This is a genomic window from Aeromonas sp. R7-2 (genome assembly GCF_040908105.1).
Lineage (GTDB): Bacteria > Pseudomonadota > Gammaproteobacteria > Enterobacterales > Aeromonadaceae > Aeromonas > Aeromonas caviae.
In genome coordinates this window covers 227,467-250,898 of record NZ_JBFODC010000020.1, presented here as the reverse complement: position 1 = coordinate 250,898, position 23,432 = coordinate 227,467, and the positions used below count along the sequence as shown (strand labels likewise).

Below are 23,432 nucleotides of genomic sequence, written 5' to 3'. Positions count from 1 at the left end.
TGTTTATTAATAGCGAGTTGATGCCGTTTTTTGGGAAATCTTTTCCCCCCTCGTCCGGTTCTATTGAACGTAGCCGGATGAGATGCGCCGGAGACATCACTCTCGACAACAAGGAATAGAGACATGAACGTGAAAAAAAGTACTGCCATCGCCTCTGCCATGACGGGTCTGCTGGCCCTGGGTGCCCAGTTCATCGCCGCGCCGGCCATGGCTGCGGATGACAAGGAGAAGTGCTACGGCGTGGTCAAGGCGGGCAAGAACGATTGCGCCACCAAGGGCGGATCCTGCGCCGGCACCGCCAAGATGGATGCCCAGGGGGATGCCTTCGTGGTGGTGCCCAAGGGGCTGTGCGAGAAGCTCGCTGGCGGGTCCCTGCAACCCAAGTAAGCCGCATGCCATGGTGTGGCGCCCGCCACATCATGGCCCTATCTATTGAGAGCCCAGCCATGAACCCCTTGATCGGTATCGGTTTACGCCCCCCGCACTACGACGAGATCCGCCACACCCTGCCCGGAGTGGGCTGGCTTGAGGTACACAGCGAAAACTACTTCGAGCGCCACAGCCAGGGCTTCGAGGTGCTGGCGGAGCTTGCGAGGCACTACCCCGTGAGCCTTCACGGAGTCGGCATGTCGCTGGGCTCCGCCGATCCGCTCGATGCCGGGCACCTGCGCCAGCTGGCAGCCCTGGTGGCGGCCATCTCGCCGGTACGGGTGTCGGAGCACCTGAGCTGGGGCAGCATCGGCGGGCGCTATTTCAACGATCTATTGCCCATGCCCTACACCCGGGCCGCTCTTTTGCACATGAGCGACAAGATAGATCGGGTGCAGCAGACACTGGGCAGACAACTGCTCATCGAGAATCCCTCCTCCTACCTGCAACTGGCGGGGGAGATGGGGGAGGCCGAGTTTCTGGCCGAGCTGGCTGGGCGCAGCGGTTGCGGCGTCCTGCTCGATCTCAACAACCTCCATGTGAGTGCGGTCAATCACGGCCTGGAGATGGACGACTATCTGGCGACTATCGACCTCGACACGGTCGGCGAAATTCACCTGGCCGGTTTTACCGAGAAGCACCTGCCTCAGGGGCCCCTCTATATCGACACCCACAGCACCCCCGTGGCCGAGCCCGTCTGGGCGCTCTACGAGCAGGTCTGCCAGCAGCGCGCCATCCCCACCCTGATTGAATGGGATCTGGCGATCCCCCCGCTGCCGGTGCTGCTGGGAGAGGCGCAGCGTGCCAGCGAGATCCTGAGCGCGGCGCAGCAAACATCCAGGGAGGCCGCCCATGTCTGAGCTTGTTTCCCCGCAAGGTACTTTTGCGAGCGGCCTGCTCGGGGAGGCCACTTATGTCTGAGCTTGTTTCCCCACAAGGCCCTTTTGTGAGCGGTCTGCTCGTGGAGGCCGCCCATGTGTGAGCTTGCTTCCCTGCAACGCGCTTTTGCGAGCGGGCTGCTCGGGGAGGCCACTTATGTCTGAGCTTGCTTCCCTGCAACGCGCTTTTGCGAGCGGTCTGCTCGGCCAGGATGATACCATCCTCGGGCACATCCAGCCGGGACGCTTTGCCCCCGACGCCCTGTTGCAGATCTATCGCAACAACTTCATCCTCGGCCTCACCGAGGTGCTCGCCAGCAGCTACCCCGCGGTACGCGCCATGGTTGGCGAGACCTTCTTTGAGGCGGCGGCACGAGGGTTCGTGCTGGCGGCACCTCTGGAGGAGGGGTGCGTCATGGACTACGGGGAGGGCTTTGGCGACTGGCTGGCACGCTTGCCCACCACGGCCGCGTTGCCCTGGCTCGGGGATCTGGCCCGCTTCGAGTGGGGGCTGGAGCGGGTCTCGCTGCTTGCACCAGAGACGCGGCGCTGGCCTGCCGAGCGGCTTGCCGCCATGACCCCTGACCACTGGGAGCGGCTGGTGCTGCATCCTGCTTGCGATCTGCAACTCCTGGAGAGCCCCCATCCGGTGCTGGCGCTCTGGCAGATGGCCCTGCACGGCGGTGAGACGGTCAGGGAGCTGGATGCTGTCTGCTCCCTGGCACTGAAGAAACGCCCCGGACACCGGGTCGACCCCATTCCCCTGGATGCCGCCGCCTGGTGTCTGCTGCAAGGCTGCCTGCAGGGCAGGCCGCTGGCCAGCCTGCTGGCTCAGGATCCCGCCATGGCCGAACACCTGGCCCCCCTCATCACCCTCGACCTGCTGGTCGATCTGGAGCTTGCCCCATGACAACGCAAACCCTTGCCAGGCCCCTTGGCCCCCTTGTTGAACGCATCTTGCCCTGGTGCAGCGGTGGCCTGTTGCTGCTTGCCAGGCTCTGGGTCGCCACAATTTTTCTGCGATCCGGATGGCTCAAGTTCACGGCCTGGGACAGCACCCTCTATCTGTTCGAGTTCGAATATCAGGTGCCCCTGCTGCCCTGGCAGTGGGCGGCCTATGCGGGCACGGCGACCGAGCTGTTGCTGCCCCTCTTCCTGCTGGCGGGCCTCTTCACCCGTCCGGTCGCCTTGCTGCTGTTTGGCTTCAACGCCATGGCGGTCATCTCCTACCCAGCCCTCTGGGCGGGAGGCTTTCACGATCACCAGTTGTGGGGCTGGATGCTGCTGACCCTGGCCGTGTGGGGGGCGGGCCCCCTGGGGCTCGACAGCTGGCGCCTTGCCCGTCGCTCGCCTCCGGCGTAAGGTGGCCGCACACGAGCCCTGCCTGACTGACGGGTGGGAAAGGAATGCAAAGGAGAAGAGATGAAGGTACGCGAGGCCCTGGCGGCCGATATTCCTGCCCTGACGACACTGCGCATGGCGCTCTTTTGCGAGGTGGGGGAACTTGCCCGGCCCGATGAGGATCCGGTCCTCAGGGAGGCGACGCAGGCCTACTTCATTCAGGCGCAGGAAGAGGGCAGCGCCCGTAGCTGGGTGGAGGAGGAGGAGGGCGAGGTGGTGGCGTGCGCCACCCTGGCACTCTTCGTGCGCCCGCCCTACCCGGGCAATCTGGCGGGGCGGGAAGGGTACCTGCTCAACATCTACACCCGGCCGGCCTGGCGCAGACGGGGAATGGCGAACGCCCTGCTGGTGGCCATGGTGGCGTATGCCCGCGAGCAGCAACTGGGCAAGCTGTGGCTTCATGCCAGCAGTGATGGGCGCGCTATCTACGAACGGTTCGGCTTTGCCGGCAATCCCGCCTGTCTTGAGTGCGTTCCCGCTCGTTAGCCGCCTTTTTCACCGCCGGGCTGATCCTCTTTCGCCTGGGCTGCGTATTGGGAGCCCTTGGCGGCATCGCCGCTTTTCTATACACTGCGCGCCCCATTCGTTTCAGTCGTCCGACCACTTATGTCGGCGCTGGCGGTGCCGATACCCTCTGTGGGTGAGGCCGTGGTGCCCATGGGGATGGTCAACGAGGAAGAAGTGTCATGTTCAATCAGAAGCTCAAAGCGCAGTTGCAGGCATGCCAGACCCGGCTCGACGAGGAGCAGGGCATCATAGAGGCGATCAAGGCGGGTGCCGCCACCGTCATCTTCAGCCCGGAGGGGATCATCCAGGAGGCGAGCACTCCTTTCCTGGCCCTGATGGGATATGGTGCCGCCGAACTGATTGGGCAGCCCCACAGCCAGCTCTGTCCGAGGGCCTGGGGGGAGTCAGGTGACTATCGCCAGTTCTGGCGCCGCCTGGCCCAGGGGGAGGTGCAGTCAGGCACCTTCGAGCGCGTGAACCGGCAGGGGGAGACGCGCTGGCTGGAGGCGACCTATTTCCCGGTGAAGCACCAGGGCCGGGTGACCCGGGTACTCAAGATTGCCAGCGACGTCACCGAACAGCACCAGCGGCTTGGGCGGCTCGAGGCGCTGACCGAGGCGCTGGACCGCTCCCGGGCCATGATCGAGTTCACCCCGAACGGCGACATTATCCATGCCAATGCCAACTTCCTGAGCGTCATGGGTTACACCCTGGGGGAGATCGCGGGCAGGCACCACAGGATCTTCTGTGACGAGGCCTTTCTGCGCGAGCAGCCCCGTTTCTGGGAAGAACTGGCCCGGGGTCAGTTCAAATCCGGCCTCTTCATGCGCCACAACAGTCGTGGGCAGGCCGTCTGGCTGGAGGCGACCTACAACCCCATCCGGGATGGCAGCGGCAAGGTGGTGCGGGTGGTGAAGTTCGCCAGCGACATCACCGCGCGCATCGAGCAGAACCACGCGACCCGGGAGGCCGCCCGCCTGGCCCACAGCACCGCCCAGGAAACCCTGCACAGCGCAGAGGAGGGGGCGGGCCTGCTGCGCGCCGTGGTGCAGACCTCTTCCCTCATCGCTTCCCAGGTGGATGAGGCCATCGCCCTCATCGGCCAGCTCAACGAGCAGTCCAGAAGCATCGAGGCCATCGTCTCGACCATCAGCGCCATCGCCGATCAGACCAATCTGCTGGCCCTGAACGCTGCCATCGAGGCGGCGCGGGCGGGTGAGCAGGGGCGCGGGTTTGCGGTGGTGGCGGACGAGGTGCGCCAGCTGGCCGCCCGCACGTCGCTTTCTACCGACGAGATCGCCAGGGTGGTGCAGAAGAACCGCGAGCTGACCGCCAGGGTGACCGACGACATGGCCGGGGTGGCGGGCAGCGCCGAACTCGGCAAGCAGCAGATCGCCGGGGTGGACAAGCTGATGAGCGAGATCCACCAGGAGGCGGACAGGGTCTCCCAGACGGTGTCGGCCCTCTCCATCTGAGGGGCTGACCGCAAGATTGCCAACAGAGTGAGCGATCGGACGGCCAGGCTGAACCCTGGCTGTATGACGCCCCCCTTCGTCATTGTGCCGCCCGGCCCCCTTGTTTAGGCTGCCGCCTCCTTTTTATTGAGCAGGTAGACAACAATGGCAGTACGACAGAGAGGCAGGGCACTGGCCCTGCTGCTGGGAGTGGGGGCGAGCCTGGGGCTCGGTGGTTGCATGGGTCAGATGGGCCTCTCTTCCATGGTGACCAAGGGCAACCTCAGCGTGGTGGACAACCGCTACGGCCGTGCCGGCGTCTTCGTGCTGCTCTCCCCCGTCTATGGCCTGGCGGCCACGGCGGATCTCTTCGTGTTCAACACCATCGAATTCTGGTCCGGCAAGAACCCCATCACCGGCAAGGCGCCCGCCCTGGTGGATCAGAAGAGCGATGCGATCATCAAGGTGAACCCGCACCTGGATCCTGCCCTCAACCAGGTGCCGCTGGCCCTGCTGCCCCAAGGGGTGCGCGAGGTACAGGTGAGCTACCCGGACGAGCGCACCGCCCAGATGGAGATCCACTACATCGACGGTCAGCGCAGCCTGATGCGGGGAGAGATGCGCGGGGAGCGGCTGGATCTCTATCTGGATGACAAACTGGTCTCGACCCTGAGCCGCGAGCAGCGCGATGCGGCGGCAAGCCGGGGAGCGGTGAAGGTATAATTTGTCGCGCCCCTGATCCTTTACTCCCAACAAATGCTATACATGCCTGCGGGCAAGTACGCCCCGATGTAGAGGGAGTGGGCTATGACGGTAAATGGATTGCGTTTGGCAGAGCTGATTGGTTCTCTCAGCCATGCCCTGGACATGACGGAAGGGCAGCCGAGAGGCCATTGCATCCGCTGTTGCTGGATAGGCTCTCGTCTGGGGGAGCAACTGGGACTGAATGCCCGGCAGCGCCACGACCTCTACTACACCCTGTTGCTCAAGGATCTGGGGTGCAGCAGCAATGCCGCCCGCATCTGCGAGCTCTATCTCACCGACGATCTTCACTTCAAGCGCGACTTCAAGCTGGTGGATGGCTCCCTCTCCGAGGTGGTCAACTTCGTGCTGGGCCACACCGGCTTGCAGGCGGATCTGCTGGGCCGTTTTCGCAGCCTGTTCCACATCTTTCGCAACGGGGATCAGATAGCCAACGAGCTGATCCTGACCCGCTGCCACCGGGGGGCGGACATCGCCCGCCAGTTGCGTTTCAGCGACGAGGTGGCCCAGGGGATCCTCTCCCTGGATGAGCACTGGAGCGGCAAAGGGCGGCCGCAACAACTGGCGGGAGAGGCCATCCCGCTCTTCTCCCGCATCGCCCTGCTCTGTCAGGTGGTGGACGTGTTTCACGCCGCCGCCGGACCGGACGCGGCGATGAGGGAGCTGCGCGAGCGCAGCGGCAACTGGTTTGATCCCGCCCTGGTCAGGGCCTTCGAGGCGCTGGCAGACGAGGCCTTCTGGCAAGGGCTGGCGGATCCCGCGTTGGCGGAGCGGGTCTTCGCCCACCCGGCGGGGCAGGGGGAGGTGGCGCTGGATGAGGATTATCTGGACGAGATAGCGGCGGCCTTCGGCCAGGTGGTGGACTCCAAGAGCCCCTATACCGCGGGGCACAGCGGCAGGGTGGCGCTCTATACCGACATCCTCGCCGCCCAGATGGGGATGTCCGAGGCGCGGCGACGCTGGCTCAAGCGGGGTGCCCTGCTCCACGACGTGGGCAAGCTCGGGGTGAGCAACGCCATCCTCGACAAGCCGGGCAAGCTTGACGAGCAGGAGTGGGCGGCGGTGCAGATGCATGCCGCCTACACCGAGGAGATCCTGAGCCGCATCGGCGCCTTCGAGGAGCTGGCCCAGGTGGCTGGCGCCCACCATGAGCGACTCGACGGCATGGGCTACCCCAAGGGGCTCAAGGGGGAGGCGATCACCCTGGAGACGCGCATCATCACCACCGCCGACATCTTCGATGCCATCACCGCCAAGCGTCCCTATCGGGATGCCATCCCGGTGCCGAGGGCCCTGGAGATGATGGCGGAAAACCTGGGCACGGCCATCGACCCCGACTGCTTTGCCGCCCTGAAGGCGGGGATAGAGGACTTCTCCCTCTACCTCACTCCGGAGCAGCCCCTGGCTCGTGCAAGCTAAGGCGCGAGCCCGAGACAAACAAGCCCCGCATCGGCGGGGCTTTTTTGTGGGCGGTTGCAGGAGGCGCGATCAGGGGCGGGCCGAGGGCTTGGCATAGGGTTGCAGCACCAGCCCCAGCAGGCGATGGAGGTGGGCGAGCTGCTCGATGAGATGGAGATTGAGCCAGAGGTAGCCGCCAAGGGTGGGGTCGTGTCCCTGGCCTGGCGCCTGGCTTGCGTCCCCATCGAGCCTTGCGGCGGCCTCTTGCAGGTGGCCGATGGCCTGGTCGGCCGCCATGGTATCACCGCTCTTGAGCATGAGGGCGAGTTCGGTGAGCACTGACTCCGTCGCCTGCTGGCAGGCGCGAAGCCCCGGGTGGCTCTGCATCAGGAAGTGGCTCTGGCGATCCCGCCAATAGGTGTTGGCCAGCATCTCCAGGGTGCAGACGCTGTTGCGAAGGGTGGTCTGGGTCGCCTCGAACAGCGGGCTGCCAAGGCGGGTCTCCTTGACCGCCGGGACCAGCAGTGGGCGCAGGCTGACTATTTTGGCGAGCAGGCGGGCATGGCTTCGGGTGAGCTTGGGGCGCTCCAGCACGTTGGGGGAGAGGTGGGTGTGGTAGAGCCGCCCGGCCTGCTGCAGGGTGTCGTGCATCTGCAGACGCCAGTGGGTATAGGCCCGCTGGGGGTAGATGCTGCAAAACAGCAGGGCCAGCACCGATCCCAGGATGACGTCGCCGCTGCGCCAGAGCGCGGTCTCGATGTCCCCGGGCACCCCGCCGACGATGACCCCCAGGGTGATGCCGATGAGCAGCCCCACATAGGGGCGCTTGCCGAGCGCCAGGTAGCCGCACAGGAACATGATGGCGCAGCACCAGGCCAGCATCAGGGGCAGGGAGTAGAGCTCCAGATAGAGGGCCACCACCCCGCAGGCGGCGCCAAAGACGGTGCCCACCACCCGTTGCAGGGCGCGCGACAGCACGTTGCCCCAGAACGAGATGGGGCCCATCACCACCACCAGGGTGATGAGGGGCCAGGTGCTCTCCGGCAGCTTGAGCTCCCGGGTCAGCAGGAAGGTGAGGGTGAAGGCCAGGGCGATGCGCAGGCCGTGGACCAGGCGGTAGCGGCCATAGATGAGCAGATCGAAGCGGGAGAGCGGGGCATTGAGGCGCAAGGGCGTTCTCTTATCTCGGGTCAGGGTTGTGAGGATAGCAAGGGGGACGGCATTCGCCTTGACCTGCGTCGTTTCTCCGGTTCATGGGGGCGCACCTGTCGGCAGGCGCACCATGACCCGCTCGCCGGGGGGAAGGGCCGCGCTACCCGGCGCCCGTTCGATGCGGCAGTTGGCACTGTCGTGGCCCCCGTCCACCGGGCGCACCAGCAGGGTGCCCGCCTCGTCCTGACTGAGCAAGCCGGGCACAACGCCCTGCTCTGCCGATGGGGGCAGGGCCGCCAGCAGCCGGGCGCAGAGGCGAAGGGGCGGCGGGGCCTGACGGGGGGCGTGCGGGGGCAAGCGGGCGCAGATGAAGTCGGCGATGGCCTCCAGATCCTCGAAGGGGAACCGGGGCAGGGTCGTGGCCTGGGGGGCGTCGCTCACGAGGGCGACGATGTCAGGATCATCGGGGAAGAGCAGGGGTCGGCCGATGGCGGCGCGATACAGCTCCACCTTGGGAAAGCGCCTGTGCTTGAACCCCTCGACCAACAGCAGATCCAGGGCGCTCCCATCGAAGCGGGCCAGCAGCGCCTCGAAGGGGGGCTCCCCCTCCGGGGTCTCCCGGATCAGGGCGTGGCGCCGGTCGGAGGCCGCCATCACCTGGGTGGCGCCCGCCTGGCGCAGGCGGTGGCTGTCCTTGCCGGGTTGGTCCATGTCAAAGGCGTGGTGGGTGTGCTTGAGCACCCCGAGGCGCAGACCGCGGGCCACCAGGCGCGGGATGAGGCGCTCCAGCAGGGTGGTCTTGCCGGTGCCGCTCCAGGCGACGAAGCCGAGCAGGGGCAGGGGGCTCATGGCGCGCCCCCTTCCCGCAGCCTTGCCTCCCAGGCGGCGAGTTCGGCCGGGCTGTTGAGGTTGACGAAGGCGTCGGGCAGATCGGCAAAGGGCACCACCGCCATCCGGTGGCGGGCAAACCAGGCCCCGGTCTTGCGCTCCCCGTCCGCCAGCGCCTGGCTCAGGGAGGGGCGCAGGGCGCGGCGCAGCAGGGCGACCACGGGCTGGAGGTGCTCCCCGTCGTGGGCCACCACCAGATCGGTGTCCGGGGTGATGGCGGCGCGAAAGCGGGTCATCAGATCAAGGGGCAGGGCGGGGCCGTCACAGGGGACGAACAGCACCCAGTCGTGACGGGCCGCCGTCAGCCCCGCCAGCATGCCGGCCAGCGGCCCCTGGAAGTCGGCCTGCGCGTCCCCGATGACGGGAGCAAGCTGCCGGTAGCGAGCCTGGCTGCGGTTGGCGTTGATCAGCACCTCGTCCACCTGGGGGCGCAGGCGGGTCAGCACGTGTTCGATCAGCGGAGTGCCCGCGAGGGGCACCCAGCCCTTGTCATCGCCCCCCATGCGGGTGGCGCGACCGCCCGCGAGGATGACGCCGCTGACGAGAAAAGCGGGGGAAGAGGAAGGGGTCATGGTGCTCCGTTGCTCGCAAAGGGATGCCCACAGGGGCGTGTCGGGATCTTGCGCCAAGGCGGGCGTGGGAGCAACCTTCGGCTGCCCCGGCAAAGGCGCCTTTGGCCGCAGGGTTTGTCCAAGCTCACAAAACCGGATCGGCAAACGTCATATGATCCCCAGCATTCTGAGCCTTGCTCTCCTGCCTGATGGCAACTTCATGTAAATCAAAGAGAATGACTATGGCTACCGGACAATATCTGCTGTGGAAAGATGCACAGGGTCACGATTTTCGCCCCGTTGCGCTGACGGGCACCAATCTGCTCAACGATCGCAACCTCAACAAGGGCACCGCCTTCACCGAACAGGAGCGGGCCGATTTTGAGCTGGGCGGCCTGCTGCCGCCCCAGGTGCAGACTTTCGAAGCCCAGCTGGAGCGGGTCTATGAGGCCTTCCTGAGCGCCTGCAGCGACATCGAGAAGTACCAGAACCTGCGAGCCTTGCAGGATCGCAACGAAACCCTGTTCTACGCCCTCCTGTCCCGCCACGTGGAGGAGATGACCCCCTACATCTACACCCCGACCGTGGGCAAGGCGTGCCAGGAGTTCAGCCACCGCTTCCAGAAGCCGCGCGGCCTCTACATCACCCCGAAGAACGTCGATGACATGGGCTCCCTCGCCCGCCACATGGATGCCAAGGCGGTGCGCATCATCGTCGTGACCGACAGCCAGGGGATCCTCGGCATCGGCGATCAGGGGGTGGGGGGCATGGGCATTCCCATCGGCAAGCTCGCCCTCTATACCCTGGGGGCGGGCATCCACCCCGCCTGCTGCCTGCCCATCGCGCTGGACGTGGGCACCGACAACCAGGCGCTGCTGGATGACCCCATGTACCTGGGTCAGCCCCACAGGCGCATTCGCGGCAAGGAGTACGACGACTTCATCGACAAGTTCGTGGCCGGGGTCAAGCGCCACTTCCCCAACGCCGTGCTGCAGTGGGAGGACTTCAGCAAGTCCAACGCCTTCAACAACCTGGCCCGCTACCAGCAGGCGCTGCCGTCGTTCAACGACGACATCCAGGGCACCGGGGCCGTGGTGCTGGCGGGTATCATTGGGGCCGTCAAATCCAAGGGGGAAACCCTGGGCCAGCAGCACTACCTGGTCTACGGGGCCGGGGCTGGCGGGGTCGGGGTGGCGGATCAGATCTGCGCGGGGATGATCCGCGAGGGGCTTGACCCGCAGGCGGCGCGGGATCGCATCTATATCCTAGATACCCAGGGGCTGGTGTGTGACAACCGCGAGGGGCTGGATGAGTACAAGCGCCGCTACGCCAAGCCGGGCCTCTTGCTGGCCCAGTGGGATCTGCCGGGCAAGGCGGGGCTGACCGATGTGCTGCGCCACGTGCCCATCACAGTGCTGCTCGGCACCAGCGGCGCCGGTGGCGCCTTCCAGGAGGAGCACATCCAGCTGATGCTGACTCACTGCGAGCGCCCCATGGTGTTCCCCCTCTCCAACCCCACCGCCAACTGCGAGGCCCTGCCGGAAGACATCTTCCGCTGGAGCCAGGGGCGCGCCATCGTCGCCACCGGCAGCCCGTTCAAGGACGTGCACCATGAGGGGCAGGATTATCGCATCGGTCAGGGCAACAACGTCTTCATCTTCCCCGGCGTGGGGCTGGCGGCCATCGTCAGCCAGATCCGCGAGATAAGCCCGGACATCTTCACCACCGCCGCCTTTGCGCTCGCGGAGTGCGTGAGCGAGGCGGATCTCGCCCGGGGCACCGTCTACCCGAGGATCAGCGAGCTGCGCAACATCTCGGTGCACGTGGCGACCGCAGTGCTCAAGGATATCGTGCGCCGCGACCCCTCCCACCCGCTCATCGGTCAGGATCTGCAAGAGCACATCCTGAGCCATATGTGGGAGCCGGTCTACCTGCCCTATCGCCGGGTCTGAGGTGCGACCTGCCCGCACGTGTCGCGGGCATGACGATGCCATAGAAACAGAGAGGGTGGCCCAGGCCACCCTCTCTGTTTTCCGCCCTGCTGTGTGTGCGGGGCAGGACGATGCCACCTATTGAGCGGGCGGGGGCACCAGGCGGTCATCGATGCTGCCATCGCCCCGAAGCTTGTTGCCATTGGCATCGACGGCGTCCACGCCGTTGTCGTCCACGCTGCCATCGCCCCGAAGCTTGTTGCCATTGGCGTCGACGGCGTCCACGCCGTTGTCGTCCACGCTGCCATCGCCCCGAAGCTTGTTGCCATTGGCGTCGACGGCGTCCACACCGTTGTCGTCCACGCTGCCATCGCCCCGAAGCTTGTTGCCATTGGCGTCGACGGCGTCCACACCGTTGTCGTCCACCCGGCCACCGGCATGACGCTCCCCGCCTGCATGCTTGTCGCCACCGCCGTGGCGATCGCCGCCAGCGTGCTGGTCGCCACCGGCATGTTCGCCCTGACCACGGTCATCGCCGCCGTGGCCGCTGTCGTCCCCGCCATTGTTTCCGTTATGGCTACTATCGCCTCCATTTCCGCTATTGTTTCCACTGTGGCTACTATTGCCCCCACCGCTGCTGTTGCTGCCTCCGCCGCTGCTGTTGCTGCCTCCGCCGCTGCTGTTGCTGCCTCCGCCGCCGCTGTTGCCGCCTCCGCTACCACTGTTGCTGCCGCCATCCCCCCCTTTGTTGTGCACGATCAGCCCATTGGCCACATAGCTGTGGCTGCCATCGAGGATCAGGTTGAACAGCGCCGTGGCGGGCGGGGCATCAACCCAGGAGAGGGAGGCCACCGGCAGTTCGACAGGGTGCGGCGCCAGCGCCAGGTTGCCCGCGCTGCCCCCCTCTGACCAACCCAGCAGGTGCATGCCGGTAAAGAGCGGCAGCACGGCGAGGGCCGGGTTTTCGGTGCGGGTCATGGCCGGTGCGATGGCCGCCCAGCCCCGGGTGGTGAGGAAGGGGTGCTCGGCGGTAAAGAAGGGGGGCAGATGATTGAGCCCGTAGAGCCTGCGCGCCCCCAGCGCCACCCGCTCGATGGCCTGGATGCGGTTGCTCTGCCCGTGCCTGTCCCGCACCCGATCGCCGATCCGCAGGGTCTCGATGGGGCGTTCGCAGCCATCGGCCATCAGGATGCGGGTACCGGCAATGAAGCAGGACTTGGCATGGGCCTGGTTTGCCTGCCACTGGTGGTGGTCGAAGTCATAGCTCAGCGGGGTGGCGAACAGGGCCAGGGCGATGGCCGAGCCCAGCAGCAGCCGGCGCTGGCTGGGTTTGAACGAGGGCAGTGACATGGGGAACTCCTTGTCGGTGTGGGGTCACGCCTTCGAGTATAGAGAGGGGATTGGGGCGATATCTGCGTCGACCAGTTGAAAGCCTTGTCATGTCAACTCGCCGGAAAAACGATTGGCGTTGGCCATAAAAGTGCGTAAAATCGCTTCCTCGATGCTTGTAGCAGCGAATCCCGCCTAAAAAGCCAGTTTCATGCCCTCCCCAAGCAGTAAAAGGCAACAAATGACGCCGTTTGGCCCGTTGGCTGCCTTGAAAACGTCTTGTGATGACTGAAAAGTGTCAAATATCCCTGTCAGTTATCAAAAAATTAAGGATACCCATGTTTTCCTTGGTCAAGCAAAGCGTCGCCGGGCTGCAAATTCTGTTTGTCGCCTTCGGTGCCATGGTGCTGGTGCCCCTGCTCACCGGTCTGAACCCCTCCATGGCCCTGCTTGGCGCCGGTGTAGGCACCCTGCTGTTCCAGCTCTGCACCCGTCGTCAGGTGCCGATCTTCCTCGGCTCCAGCTTCGCCTTCATCGCCCCCATCATCTATGCCACCCAGACCTGGGGCCTGCCCTCCACCATGTTCGGTCTGTTTGCCGCGGGCTTCATGTATTTCATCCTGGCGGCCATCATTCGCGCTCGTGGCATGGGCTTCGTGCACAAGCTGCTGCCCCCCGTGGTCATCGGTCCCGTCATCATGGTGATCGGCCTGTCGGTGGCCCAGGTAGCCTGCAACATGGCCATGGGTCGTGCCGGCGGTGAGCAGGTGGTGCCTGCCACCACGGCGCTGACCCTGGCGGGCATCTCCCTGGCGGTCACCCTGATTGCCGCCGTGTTCTGCAAGGGCTGGATCAAGCTCATCCCCATCCTGTGCGGTGTCATCGCCGGTTATGTCTCTGCCGTGCTGATGGGTCAGGTGAGTTTCGACGGCATGGTCAACGCTCCCTGGCTGGCGCTGCCCCACTTCGAGACCCCGGAGATCAACTGGGCCGCGGCCCTCTTCATGCTGCCGGTGGCCATCGCCCCCTGCATCGAGCACATTGGCGGCGTGCTGGCCATCGGCGGCGTGACCGGCAAGGACTACACCAAGGATCCGGGCCTGCACCGCACCCTGGCCGGTGACGGCATCGGCGTCTGCTTCGCCGGTTTCATCGGTGGTCCCCCCGTCACCACCTATGCGGAAGTGACCGGCGCCGTGATGATCACCCGCAACTTCAACCCGGTCACCATGACCTGGGCCGCGGTGTTCGCCATCATTCTGGCCTTCTTCGGCAAGTTCAACGCCCTGCTCACCTCCATCCCCATGCCGGTGATGGGTGGCATCATGCTGCTGCTGTTCGGATCCATCGCCGCCATCGGTCTCAAGACCCTGGTGGAGTCCAAGGTGGATCTGGGGCTGTCCCGCAACATCGCCATCGTGGCCGTGACCCTGACCGTGGGTGTCGGTGCCCTGGAGATGAAGATCGGCGACTTCGCCCTGGCGGGTGTGGGGCTGGCCTCGGTGGCGGCCATCCTGCTCAACCTCATCCTGCCCCAGCACTCCGAAACGGGTGCCATGGAGAGCGCCAAGGATTAAGCGCCTGGCTTGCTGTACGTTGAGATGATGAAAAAGAGGCCACCTTCGGGTGGCCTCTCTCTTTTGGCCTGCGTACCACTGAACCCGGGCTCCCCATGTGAAGCGGCTACACTCAGGGGCACCATTGACGGGAGAGGACGAAAGGATGAAGAGGGCATGGATCCTGGCTCTGCTGGGGCTGATGGGGAGCGGCGCGGCCGAGGCCGGTGCGGTGCGCTACGAGGTCGAAGGCAAGCCGTTCGAGGGCTATTACCTGGCGGCTGCCGACAAGGATGCCCCCCTGGTGGTGCTGGTGCACGACTGGGACGGGCTCAACGGTTACGAGATCAAGCGGGCCGAGATGCTGGTGGCCCTGGGCTACAGTGTCTTTGCCGTAGATTTGTTCGGTGCCGGGGTCAGGCCGAGCACGGTGGAAGACAAGAAGCGCCTCACCGGAGCCCTCTATCAGGACAGGACCAGGATGCGCACCCTGCTGCAAGGGGGATTGGCGGAGGCGGGCAGGCAGGGGGGGCGGCTCGACAATGCGGTGGCCCTCGGTTACTGCTTTGGCGGCGCCGCCGTGCTGGAGCTGGCCCGCAGCGGGGCGGATCTCAAAGGGGTGGTGAGCGTACACGGCGGGCTGGAGACCCCGGCCGGGCAGGACTACAAAGAGGCGAAGGGACAGTTGCTTGTCCAGCACGGCAGCGCCGACGAGGCGGTCTCTCTGGGTCAGTTTGCGGCGCTGGTGGCCGAGCTGGAGAGCGCCGGGGTGAAGCACGAGGCGACCAGCTACAGCGGCGCCCCCCACGCGTTCAGCGTTTTTGGCTCGGACAACTACCGCGCCGATGCCGATGCCAAGTCCTGGCAGCGTTTCACCGGTTTCCTGAAGGAGGTGACCGGCTCCTGAGGGGGCCGGCTCACGCAGGCCATGGCAGTGCCATGGCTTTTTTTATGCCCGTTTTTTGCCATCTCAGGGGAGGGCGAGCACCCTCACCCACATGGCCCCCTTGCCCACCTCGCTCCGTGGGCCCGGGGTGAGCTGGCCGCTTTCGGGGTCGATGGCATGCAGTGCCACCTCATGGGATTGCTGCCCGGTCGCGATGAGCCAGTGGCCGCTGTGGTCGATGGCAAAGCCCCGGGGACAGGCCTCGGTCGGGAAGTGGCCGAGGGGGGTGAGGGCGCCATCTTGGGGGGAGACGCCGAACAGGGTGAGCAGGCTGCTGGCCCGTTCGCTGGTGTAGAGAAAACGTCCATCCGGGGTCAGGTGCAGGTCGGCGCCCCAGCGCTCCCCCTCATAGCCTGGGGGTAGCATGTCCAGGCTCTCGCGCGCCACTATCTGTCCGTCCGCCTCCCTGTGGTAGCGATTGAGGGTGGCGTCGAGTTCGTTGAGGCAATAGAGATCGCCGTTGTCCGGGTGCAGTGCCAGATGGCGGGGCCCGGCGCCGGGGGCGGTGTGAATGTCCCCCAACGGATGGGGAACCAGCCTCTCGTCCACCAGGGCAAAGCGGCGCACCCTGTCCTCTTTCAGGCAGGCCACCAGCAGCTCCTGCTCCCCGTTTTGCCCCGGGAGCCAGGTGACCGAGTGGGCCGCCATCAGGTGGTCGAGACGCTGGTGAGGGGGCTGCATCCGGCCCGCCTGATCCTGGCGGGAGACGGTGACGTGGTTGAAGGCGTAGGAGGCGGCAAAGAAGAGGCGGCCGCTGCCGTCCATGCAGGTGTGGGAGGCGCTGCCGAGCAGTGGCGCCGAGGTCGGGGCCCCGAGCCGCCCATCGGCGGCGATGGGGAAGCTCAGCACCCGAAAATCGGGGCGCACCCCCGCATGGAGCCAGCGCCGGTCCGGGCTGATGACCAGGGGCTGCACCTCGCCGCCGGTCTGCACTTCCTGCAGCGGGGCGAGGGTGCCTGCTTCGATGCGAAACACATGGATCAACCCGCTCACCGGGTTGGCCACATAGACCACTTGTTGCATTGCATCTCCTTTGCGACGGCCATCCGTCGGGTCAAGGGAAAGGGGAGTCCCGGCGTCTCAGGCGGGGATCAGGATCTCGCGAATGACGGGCACCACTGACAGCACCAGCAGGGCCGCCATCACCTGGTTGAAGCGGCGACGGGCAAGATCGTTTGCCAGCCAGCGCTTGAGCAGGGAACCGCACAGGAGCCAGAGTCCGACGCAGGGGAAAGAGACGATGAAGAAGGTCAGGGCGATGACGAGGTGCTGCTCAAAGGGGTCGCTCCCCGCGCTGGTGAAGGCGGCGATGGCGCCGGTGGCAACCACCCAGGCCTTGGCATTGACCCACTGGAACAGGGCACCCTTGAAAAAGCCGAACGGGCGGGTCCCGTTGCTGTCAGCCATCCCGTCCGTCGGGCGGGCGATGAGCCAGGCAAGATAGAGCAGATAGAGGGTGCCCGCGCACTTGATGAACATGTGGAGTTCGGGGAAGCGGGTAAAGAGCTGGCCAAAGCCCAGCCCCACCAGCAACAGCATCAGGGTGAAGCCGACGCAGATCCCCATGAGCAGGGGCAGGCTCTTGCGTATCCCGACGCTGGCGCCGGCGCTCATCACCATGATGTTGTTGGGGCCGGGGGTGACCGATGCCGAGATTGCAAAGAGCACCACGGCGTAGAGCGAGTCCATTGGGTTCCTCGTGCAGACAGTCCGTTGTCTTCCCTATATTGGGGGCGATCTGCGCTTTCCAAGGCGGGGGGCGGGCAGAAAAAAACAGGCCCCGTGACGGGGCCTGTGAAGTGGGCGGGATCAGACGGGCTGGTTCCCTGCCGGCGGCAGCGCCGGGCGGGATTCCACCTTCTGTTCGTCTCCCTGCATGTTCTTGATGTAGACGTCCATCTGGTTGAACGCGATCTCGATGCCATGCTCGCGGAACAGCACGTCGATGCGGCGGTTCAGCTCGTCGATGGCCGGGTTGCGATCCCCCAGCTCGCTCACGAAGAAGCGCAGCTCGTGATCCAGGGTGCTGGGCCCGAAGGTGAGGAAGTAGACGATGGGGGCCGGGTCTTTCAGCACCCGGCTGTTCTCCATGGCGGCCTGCATCAACAGCTTGCGGGTCAGATCCAGATCCGAGCCATAGGCCACCCCGACCCGGGCGATGACCCGGGTGACGGTGTCGGACAGGGACCAGTTGATGAGCCGCTCTATCATCAGCTGCTGGTTCGGTATGATCACCTCCTTGCGGTCGAAGTCGGTGAGGGTGGTGGAGCGGATCCTGATCTTGTTGACCGTGCCCGAGATGGTGCCGATGGTGACGGTGTCGCCGATCCGCACCGGGCGCTCGAACAGAATGATGATGCCGGAGATGAAGTTGGAGACGATCTGCTGCATGCCGAAACCTATACCGACCGAGAGACCGGCGGCCAGCCACTGCAGCTTCTCCCACTGGACCCCCAGCATGGCCAGCGCCGTCAGGCTGCCCACCCCGATCAGGGCGTAGTTGAGCATAGTGGTGAAGGCGTAGGCCGTGCCTTGAGCAAGGCGCAGCTTGGAGAGCACCAGCACCTCCAGCAGGCCCGGCAGGTTGCGGGCCAGCGACAGAGCCGCACCAAACACGAAGAGGCCGGTCAGCACGTCGCTCAGGCTGATGGGATAGAGCACGGCGTTGGCCCCGGTCCCCTCGCTCTTGTGCCACAGCACCACGCTGTCGAGGTAGGTGAAGACCGCCACCAGATCAGACCAGAGCCAGTAGAAGGCGACGCCGAACACCAGCAGCAGCATGATGCGGGTCAGACGCAGGGACTGCTGGCTGACCTCTTCCAGATCCATGGGTTGCTCTTCGATGGCTTCGCCCCCTTCCGCATCCTCCTGGGTCTTGTGTTCCCGCTTGGCGACCGCGCGGCGATAGGCCAGACGACGGGCCGCCAGCTCAAGACCGCGCAGGGCGGTGCGATAGACCAGACCCCAGATGATGATGAGGTAGAAGGACTCGATGAGCCTGCCGGTGAGTTTCAGGGCCGTGTAGTAGTAGCCAAGGGCTGCCAGCACCATCAGGGCCACCGGCGCCAGCGCCAGGGCGACGGCGGTCAGGGTCTGCAACATGCTCGCCTCGCCCTTGATGCGGGCGCGGGAGATGGGCAGCACCAGGTAGGCGGTCAGCCCCAGCAGCAGCATGGTCATGCCCTGGCCGATGACGTCGTTGCCAAGGGAGGAGGGCTCCACCACCGCCTTGGTCGACAGCATGATGAGGGGCAGCAGGGGCAGCCAGAGGTAGCGCATGCTGTTGCGCTTGGCCTGCAGTTCGTCCCGCGGCATGCGGAAGTGGGTCTCGCCGATGCCCCCTGGTCGCATCACCGACAGGTAGACGCTGAACACCAGGTAGCCGAGGGCCAGGTTCAGGGTGATCTGGAAGATGAGTCTCGGGCTCAGCAGGCCGCAATAGGCGAGCAGCAGGCCGGCGGCCAGGATGAAGAGGGTGCCCGGCAGGCGTTGCAGCACGGTGAACAGCAGGGCACGGGGGGTGTGCCACTGGCTGTCCTGACGAAAACGTCCCAGATCCTTGACGATCTTCTTCTGGCGCTCGAGCAGGGTGCCGCGCTTCCACAGCAGCAGGCCCCCCACCAGCAGCAGTGGCAGGGAGAGCAGGGAGACCGCCAGCAGCATGTCGCCCCAGCCGCTCCAGTCCGGTTTCAGCACCCAGTCGGAGGCCTGCTTGAAGGCCTGGGCCGGCCAGGTGATGAACCACTTGGCATCGATGGGCTTGTTGCTGCTCACCCAGAAGATGTGCTGCTGCAGGGTGAACTCGATGGAGGCATAGACCCGGGTCAGCTGCTGCTGGGTCAGTTGCAGGCTGATGGCGTTGGTGAGCTGGGCATCCATCTGGCGGTTGAGCTGATCCAGCAGGCCGATGCGGGTGTCGATGAGCTTGGCAAGGCTGGCCCTGTCTTCGTCGCTCACCGTCTCGCCGCTGCTGGCAATGAGGTTGTCCAGATACTGGTTCTTCTGGAACAGCTGGTCACGCTGCTGGCTCAGTTCGAACTGGGCCAGATGCAGGTCGGCGATCTGCTCCTCCAGGTTCTTCACCAGGGTGGAGGGGGCCGCTTCCAGTTGCTGGTAGAGCTGATAGAGGATGCGCGAGAGCAGCAGGTTGCCCTTGAGCATCTGCACCTGTTCGTTGAGGTTGCGCTCGGTCTGGGTGCCGCGCTCCAGCATGCTCTTCGCCTGCAGGTTCTTCTGGGCCAGGGTATTGAGGCTGTTGGTGGAGCTGATGAGTTGCTGGCTGAGCTGGTAGTTGAGCTCCTGCTCTTTTTGCACCAGGGGGTTGTCTTCGGCGGCCACCAGTTCGCCGGTCTCTTCGGCGGTCTTCTCGGTATCCCCCAGGCGCTTGGCGCTGCTCTGCTCCTGCAATGCCTGCAGTTTCTGCTCTTCACTGGCAAGGCGGGCACTCTGATAGTCCCGTTGCTTGACCACCAGATCCTGCATGCTGGTGCGGTTGTCCAGCTCCTTTTGCAGGTTGGCCAGTTGCAGATCCAGCAGGGCCAGTTCGGCATTAAGCTTCATTTTCTCGGCGCTGCTCACCCCGTCCCCGGCGTTGAGGCGGGTGCGGATCTCCTGGCTGCGCTGATAGGCGCGGCTCATGCTGGCCTGGGCCCGCTCCGGCAGGGTCTGCAGGTTGGTGATCTGGCTGCCGATGGTGCCAAGGGCCTCCTGGGCCGCCTGCATGTTGGCCATGATCTCGGGTTGGCGGGCATCGAGCTCCGCCAGGCTCATGGTGGCGTATTCGCTCTTGAGCTGCTCCGGGCTCTTGCCCTGGGTCAGGGCGTCGAGCTTGGCGCCGATCTCCTTGAGCTCTGCCGGCAGGGTGCGCAGGCGTTCGCTCTGGGTTTTGGCCTTGCTCTTCTCCTTGTCGATGCTGTCGAGGAGGGAGAGGGTGTCAGTCAGGAACTTCTGGTCCGCCTGCTGGCTGGCCGTGGGGGTGTCCGATTTGCCGAGGGCGTCGAGCGCCCGCTGCACGGTGGCGCGCTGGGGCAGATCCTGCGCCAGGGTGCTCGGGGTCCAGAAGGTGATGAGTAAACAGAGCAGCGGCAGCAGGGTGGCCGAGGCTCTTTTGAAGCGTGTTGAGAGCATAAAGCGTCCGGGTGATTATGCGATGTTCGGGGGATTTTCCACCAGGGTAAAATCCGCGTGGATTCTAGCACCGGCGCAAGAGGGGCAGCAGGGGGAGAGATAAAAAAAAACGGCGCCCGCAGGCGCCGCTTTCATCGGTTCAGGACGGATTACAGTACGTGAACGGAGGCGGTGTTGGTGGTACCGCTCGGTACCAGGGCACCGGAGACCATGACAACCACGTCACCCTTCACGCCCATGCCGATTTCCAGCGCAGCTTCTTTGCCGATGCGATAGAAGTCGTCGGTGGAGGCGATGGAGTCAACCACGTGAGCAACCACACCCTTGGTCAGCACCAGCTGGGCAGCGGTCTTCTTGTTGGTGGTGATGGCCAGGATCCAGGCTTTCGGGAAGTACTTGCGGATGGCCTTGGCAGACTTGCCGCCTTCGGTGGCAACCACGATCAGCGGGGCGTCCAGCTTCTCGGAGGTCTCTACCGCGCCTTTGCAGACCGCTTCGGTGATGCGCAGCTTGTTGCTGTCGTTGGCAGCAGACAGGTTGGACGGCATCACGGCATCGGTACGCTCGCAGATGGTGGCCATGATGGTCACGGCTTCCAGCGGGTACTTGCCCTTGGCGGACTCACCGGACAGCATGACTGCGTCGGTACCGTCCAGGATGGCGTTGGCCACGTCGCCAGCTTCGGCGCGGGTCGGACGCGGGTTCTTGATCATGGAGTCCAGCATCTGGGTGGCGGTGATGACCACTTTGCGGGCTTTGTTGCACTTCTCGATGATCATCTTCTGGGCGAAGATCACTTCTTCTACCGGGATCTCGACACCCATGTCGCCACGGGCAACCATGATGCCGTCGGAGACAGCCAGGATCTCGTCGAAGTTGTCCAGGCCTTCCTGGTTTTCGATCTTGGAGATGATCTGGATGTTCTCGCCGCCGTGGGCTTTCAGGTGCTCACGGATTTCCAGCACGTCTTCTTTCTTGCGAATGAAGGAGGCGGCAACGAAATCAACGCCTTGCTCGCAACCGAAGATGAGGTCGCGCTTGTCTTTCTCGGCCAGGGCCGGCAGCTTGATGGAGACGCCCGGCAGGTTGATGCCCTTGTTCTCGCCCAGGTCACCGTTGTTGAGCACTTTACAGATCACTTCGCGCTCGGTGATTTCGATGACGTCCAGGCCAATCAGGCCGTCGTCAACCAGGATGCGGTTGCCGACGCGCAGGTCGCTGGCAAAACCGGCATAGGTGACGGCGACTTTGTCTTTGTTGCCCACCACGGTCTGGTCGGTGGTGAAGGTGAAGGTCTGGCCGGCGACCAGGGAGACGTCGTTGCCGCCTTCGAGCTTGATGGTGCGGATTTCCGGACCCTTGGTGTCCAGCAGGATGGCTGCGTGCTTGCCGGTTTCGGCCATGACAGCGCGCAGGTTGCTGATGCGACCACCGTGTTCGGCGTAGTCGCCGTGGGAGAAGTTCAGGCGCATGACGTTCATGCCGGCATCCAGCATCTTGCCCAGCATTTCTTTGGATTCGGTCTTGGGACCGATGGTGCAGACGATTTTGGTCTTTTTCATGTCAGTCTTCATGGTTAAGGAATTTCCGCCGTGCAATATACACCAGTTTTTGGATACTTTTTATGATCCAGAAACAACGTTTTGAGCGAAAACGGCCTCAATTTGAAAGATAACGTTTTCGCTCACAGCTCATTTTAGGGGCTAAAATAATTGATTTTCCGCAACTGAGGCCATTTGGTTCCCATTTCTGGCCCCGCATCCTGCCCGATCCCATGTTGTTAAATGACAAACAACAGGGCCCCATTGCGGGGGCGATCCGGCCCGATGCCGTTGGCCGTCATCCAGTGTAGTCACTCCCTCCCGCGGCGTCAGGGCGAAGCAATGCAGGGCAGGAGCCGGTTGGCCTACAGCGGAAAAAACGCCGCCCCTCCCGGCACGCCGGGAGGGGCGGCAGCCCTCTGGATCAGCCGAAGAACCAGTAGCCGCGGTTGACCAGCCGGGTCAGCAGTTGCAGGAAGCCCGCCTGATCGGCCAGTTCCACCAGCGCGTCCTGGGTGATGATGTCCTTGTCGCACAGGAGCGCGATGGCGGCCGGATCCTCGCTTGGCAGGGTCCAGGCTTCGCCGTCGATGTAGCAGGTGCGGCTCTCGCCGCTGAACCAGACGCTGCGCAACCCCGGCACCTTGATGGCGGGCTCCCCCTGGCTCAGCAGGTCGGCCACCTCGTCGGCGCTGTAGTCCGGCTCCACCGGATTGACGTCCAGATCGTGCTTGGCCTCGGAGATCATGGTGCCGAACCACTCCTTGAACAGGGTCTCGTCGTCGAGGGCCTGTTGCATCAGCTCCCGCAGGCGGTGCAGCTCATGGGGCTGGATCTCCCCGTGGCGGGCGCGGGGCTGGAGGTCCGGGTCGCCGTAACGTTCGGTGCGGATCTCGTTGTCGATCAGGTGATCGGCAAAGGAGGAGACAAGGGCCTTGGCGTCCGGTGCGCGGAAACCCACCGAGAAGTTCAGGGAGGGCTCGATGGCGTAGCCCTCGTGGGGGAATCCGGGCGGGATGTAGAGGATGTCGCCCGGCTCCATGATGGCGTCGATGATCGCCTCGAACGGCTCGCAGTGCAGCAGGGCGGCGTGGGCGGCAAACTCGTTCAAGGGCTTGGCATCGCCGACCCGCCAGTGGCGCTTGCCCTGACCCTGGGTGATGAAGACATCGTAGTTGTCGATGTGGGGGCCGACACCGCCGTGAGGGGTGGAGAAGCTCACCATCACATCGTCAAAGCGCCAGCCCGGGATGAACTGGAAGGGCACCGCCAGCTCGTGCACCTCGGGTACCCAGTGGTTGCACGCCTGCACCAGCACGGTCCAGTTCTCTTCCCCCAGGTGATCGTAGGATTCGAAGGGGCCGTGGGCCGCCTCCCACTGGTTGTTGAAGCGGGTGACCAGGCGCGATTCGATCACCTCCTCCATGGCCAGACCCGCCAGCTCGTCCGGGCTGATGGGATCCTGAAAGTCGGTGAAACCGCCCTTGATGAGGAGCGGGCGCTTCTGCCAGTAGTGCTCGAGGAAGTGAGCGATATCCAGATTGAGTTGGTACATGGTGCTTCTCGTATCTTGTGAGAGGGC

19 protein-coding genes and 1 pseudogene are annotated in these 23,432 nt (G+C 64.8%); 11 read left to right on the top strand and 9 right to left on the bottom strand.

Going from position 1 to position 23,432, the window contains the following annotated elements; all coding sequences use genetic code 11:
* Positions 1-123 precede the first annotated feature (123 nt).
* The 8 genes from AB5Y47_RS06520 (at position 124) to AB5Y47_RS06485 (ending at position 6,850) form a co-directional block, all read left to right on the top strand.
* Complete coding sequence (locus tag AB5Y47_RS06520) at positions 124-387, top strand: DUF2282 domain-containing protein (protein ID WP_010673595.1); 264 nt, start codon at positions 124-126, stop codon at positions 385-387.
* A gap of 59 nt (positions 388-446) precedes the next feature.
* Positions 447-1,289 (top strand): DUF692 domain-containing protein, encoded by an 843-nt coding sequence (locus AB5Y47_RS06515; protein ID WP_324046331.1) that lies wholly within the window; start codon positions 447-449, stop codon positions 1,287-1,289.
* Between the two features lie 175 nt (positions 1,290-1,464).
* Positions 1,465-2,217, top strand: a complete 753-nt coding sequence (locus AB5Y47_RS06510) for a putative DNA-binding domain-containing protein (RefSeq protein ID WP_368220040.1) — start codon at positions 1,465-1,467, stop codon at positions 2,215-2,217.
* Positions 2,214-2,669: a DoxX family protein gene (locus AB5Y47_RS06505; protein WP_045523951.1), complete on the top strand. Its 456-nt coding sequence runs from the start codon at positions 2,214-2,216 to the stop codon at positions 2,667-2,669. The genes AB5Y47_RS06510 and AB5Y47_RS06505 overlap by 4 nt, the downstream gene beginning before the upstream one ends.
* A gap of 60 nt (positions 2,670-2,729) precedes the next feature.
* Positions 2,730-3,194, top strand: coding sequence for a GNAT family N-acetyltransferase (locus AB5Y47_RS06500; RefSeq protein WP_279963014.1), 465 nt, complete (start codon positions 2,730-2,732; stop codon positions 3,192-3,194).
* Between the two features lie 200 nt (positions 3,195-3,394).
* Complete coding sequence (locus AB5Y47_RS06495) at positions 3,395-4,690, top strand: PAS domain-containing methyl-accepting chemotaxis protein (RefSeq protein WP_125117388.1); 1,296 nt, start codon at positions 3,395-3,397, stop codon at positions 4,688-4,690.
* 144 nt (positions 4,691-4,834) lie between these two features.
* Positions 4,835-5,392, top strand: coding sequence for a DUF3332 domain-containing protein (locus AB5Y47_RS06490; protein WP_151028715.1), 558 nt, complete (start codon positions 4,835-4,837; stop codon positions 5,390-5,392).
* Between the two features lie 84 nt (positions 5,393-5,476).
* Entirely contained in the window at positions 5,477-6,850 is a 1,374-nt protein-coding gene (locus AB5Y47_RS06485) for an HD-GYP domain-containing protein (RefSeq protein ID WP_368220039.1), read from the top strand.
* Between the two features lie 69 nt (positions 6,851-6,919).
* On the opposite strand, the gene AB5Y47_RS06480 is transcribed toward AB5Y47_RS06485, so the two are convergent.
* The 3 genes and pseudogenes from AB5Y47_RS06480 to mobA form a co-directional block, all read right to left on the bottom strand.
* Positions 6,920-7,999, bottom strand: a complete 1,080-nt coding sequence (locus AB5Y47_RS06480; RefSeq protein WP_368220038.1) for an FUSC family protein — start codon at positions 7,997-7,999, stop codon at positions 6,920-6,922.
* 345 nt (positions 8,000-8,344) lie between these two features.
* Positions 8,345-8,830 (bottom strand): annotated as a pseudogene (mobB, locus tag AB5Y47_RS06475) (molybdopterin-guanine dinucleotide biosynthesis protein B); the annotation flags it as partial.
* Positions 8,827-9,441, bottom strand: coding sequence for a molybdenum cofactor guanylyltransferase MobA (mobA, locus tag AB5Y47_RS06470; protein WP_045523963.1), 615 nt, complete (start codon positions 9,439-9,441; stop codon positions 8,827-8,829). The gene mobA and the pseudogene mobB, both read right to left, overlap by 4 nt.
* Before the next feature lie 221 nt (positions 9,442-9,662).
* Between mobA and AB5Y47_RS06465 the strand changes: the two genes are divergently transcribed.
* Entirely contained in the window at positions 9,663-11,372 is a 1,710-nt protein-coding gene (locus tag AB5Y47_RS06465; protein WP_324042209.1) for an NAD-dependent malic enzyme, read from the top strand.
* Positions 11,373-11,489: 117 nt separating this feature from the next.
* Here AB5Y47_RS06465 and AB5Y47_RS06460 read toward each other — a convergent pair whose 3' ends face one another.
* On the bottom strand, positions 11,490-12,701 hold the full coding sequence (locus tag AB5Y47_RS06460) for a hypothetical protein (RefSeq protein WP_368220037.1): 1,212 nt from the start codon (positions 12,699-12,701) through the stop codon (positions 11,490-11,492).
* A gap of 317 nt (positions 12,702-13,018) precedes the next feature.
* On the opposite strand from AB5Y47_RS06460, the gene AB5Y47_RS06455 reads away from it, so the two are divergent.
* Together AB5Y47_RS06455 and AB5Y47_RS06450 are read left to right on the top strand one after the other, a co-directional pair.
* A complete protein-coding gene (locus AB5Y47_RS06455; protein ID WP_041213272.1) occupies positions 13,019-14,257 on the top strand; it encodes a uracil-xanthine permease family protein in 1,239 nt (412 codons plus the stop codon).
* A 145-nt stretch (positions 14,258-14,402) separates the two neighbouring features.
* The gene (locus AB5Y47_RS06450; protein WP_201893486.1) at positions 14,403-15,143 is read left to right on the top strand and encodes a dienelactone hydrolase family protein; all 741 of its coding nucleotides are present in this window, start codon (positions 14,403-14,405) and stop codon (positions 15,141-15,143) included.
* Positions 15,144-15,206: 63 nt separating this feature from the next.
* Here AB5Y47_RS06450 and AB5Y47_RS06445 read toward each other — a convergent pair whose 3' ends face one another.
* The 5 genes from AB5Y47_RS06445 to AB5Y47_RS06425 form a co-directional block, all read right to left on the bottom strand.
* Complete coding sequence (locus AB5Y47_RS06445) at positions 15,207-16,205, bottom strand: beta-propeller fold lactonase family protein (protein ID WP_368220036.1); 999 nt, start codon at positions 16,203-16,205, stop codon at positions 15,207-15,209.
* 57 nt (positions 16,206-16,262) lie between these two features.
* Positions 16,263-16,871 carry a LysE family translocator gene (locus AB5Y47_RS06440; RefSeq protein WP_010673613.1) on the bottom strand — a complete coding sequence of 203 codons (609 nt, stop codon included), beginning with the start codon at positions 16,869-16,871 and terminating at the stop codon, positions 16,263-16,265.
* A gap of 120 nt (positions 16,872-16,991) precedes the next feature.
* A complete protein-coding gene (gene mscK / locus AB5Y47_RS06435) occupies positions 16,992-20,309 on the bottom strand; it encodes a mechanosensitive channel MscK (RefSeq protein WP_053288265.1) in 3,318 nt (1,105 codons plus the stop codon).
* Between the two features lie 149 nt (positions 20,310-20,458).
* Entirely contained in the window at positions 20,459-21,871 is a 1,413-nt protein-coding gene (gene pykF / locus AB5Y47_RS06430; protein ID WP_010673615.1) for a pyruvate kinase PykF, read from the bottom strand.
* 403 nt (positions 21,872-22,274) lie between these two features.
* Positions 22,275-23,405 (bottom strand): cupin domain-containing protein, encoded by a 1,131-nt coding sequence (locus tag AB5Y47_RS06425; RefSeq protein ID WP_323922132.1) that lies wholly within the window; start codon positions 23,403-23,405, stop codon positions 22,275-22,277.
* Positions 23,406-23,432: the final 27 nt, after the last annotated feature.

Excerpts from the sequence above, each read along its gene's own strand:
- AB5Y47_RS06520 (WP_010673595.1), top strand. The coding sequence starts at position 124 with ATGAACGTGAAAAAAAGTACTGCCATCGCCTCTGCCATGACGGGTCTG.
- AB5Y47_RS06515 (WP_324046331.1), top strand. The coding sequence starts at position 447 with ATGAACCCCTTGATCGGTATCGGTTTACGCCCCCCGCACTACGACGAG.
- AB5Y47_RS06510 (WP_368220040.1), top strand. The coding sequence starts at position 1,465 with ATGTCTGAGCTTGCTTCCCTGCAACGCGCTTTTGCGAGCGGTCTGCTC.
- AB5Y47_RS06505 (WP_045523951.1), top strand. The coding sequence starts at position 2,214 with ATGACAACGCAAACCCTTGCCAGGCCCCTTGGCCCCCTTGTTGAACGC.
- AB5Y47_RS06500 (WP_279963014.1), top strand. The coding sequence starts at position 2,730 with ATGAAGGTACGCGAGGCCCTGGCGGCCGATATTCCTGCCCTGACGACA.
- AB5Y47_RS06495 (WP_125117388.1), top strand. The coding sequence starts at position 3,395 with ATGTTCAATCAGAAGCTCAAAGCGCAGTTGCAGGCATGCCAGACCCGG.
- AB5Y47_RS06490 (WP_151028715.1), top strand. The coding sequence starts at position 4,835 with ATGGCAGTACGACAGAGAGGCAGGGCACTGGCCCTGCTGCTGGGAGTG.
- AB5Y47_RS06485 (WP_368220039.1), top strand. The coding sequence starts at position 5,477 with ATGACGGTAAATGGATTGCGTTTGGCAGAGCTGATTGGTTCTCTCAGC.
- mobA (WP_045523963.1), bottom strand. The coding sequence starts at position 9,441 with ATGACCCCTTCCTCTTCCCCCGCTTTTCTCGTCAGCGGCGTCATCCTC.
- AB5Y47_RS06465 (WP_324042209.1), top strand. The coding sequence starts at position 9,663 with ATGGCTACCGGACAATATCTGCTGTGGAAAGATGCACAGGGTCACGAT.
- AB5Y47_RS06460 (WP_368220037.1), bottom strand. The coding sequence starts at position 12,701 with ATGTCACTGCCCTCGTTCAAACCCAGCCAGCGCCGGCTGCTGCTGGGC.
- AB5Y47_RS06455 (WP_041213272.1), top strand. The coding sequence starts at position 13,019 with ATGTTTTCCTTGGTCAAGCAAAGCGTCGCCGGGCTGCAAATTCTGTTT.
- AB5Y47_RS06450 (WP_201893486.1), top strand. The coding sequence starts at position 14,403 with ATGAAGAGGGCATGGATCCTGGCTCTGCTGGGGCTGATGGGGAGCGGC.
- AB5Y47_RS06445 (WP_368220036.1), bottom strand. The coding sequence starts at position 16,205 with ATGCAACAAGTGGTCTATGTGGCCAACCCGGTGAGCGGGTTGATCCAT.
- AB5Y47_RS06440 (WP_010673613.1), bottom strand. The coding sequence starts at position 16,871 with ATGGACTCGCTCTACGCCGTGGTGCTCTTTGCAATCTCGGCATCGGTC.
- mscK (WP_053288265.1), bottom strand. The coding sequence starts at position 20,309 with ATGCTCTCAACACGCTTCAAAAGAGCCTCGGCCACCCTGCTGCCGCTG.
- pykF (WP_010673615.1), bottom strand. The coding sequence starts at position 21,871 with ATGAAAAAGACCAAAATCGTCTGCACCATCGGTCCCAAGACCGAATCC.
- AB5Y47_RS06425 (WP_323922132.1), bottom strand. The coding sequence starts at position 23,405 with ATGTACCAACTCAATCTGGATATCGCTCACTTCCTCGAGCACTACTGG.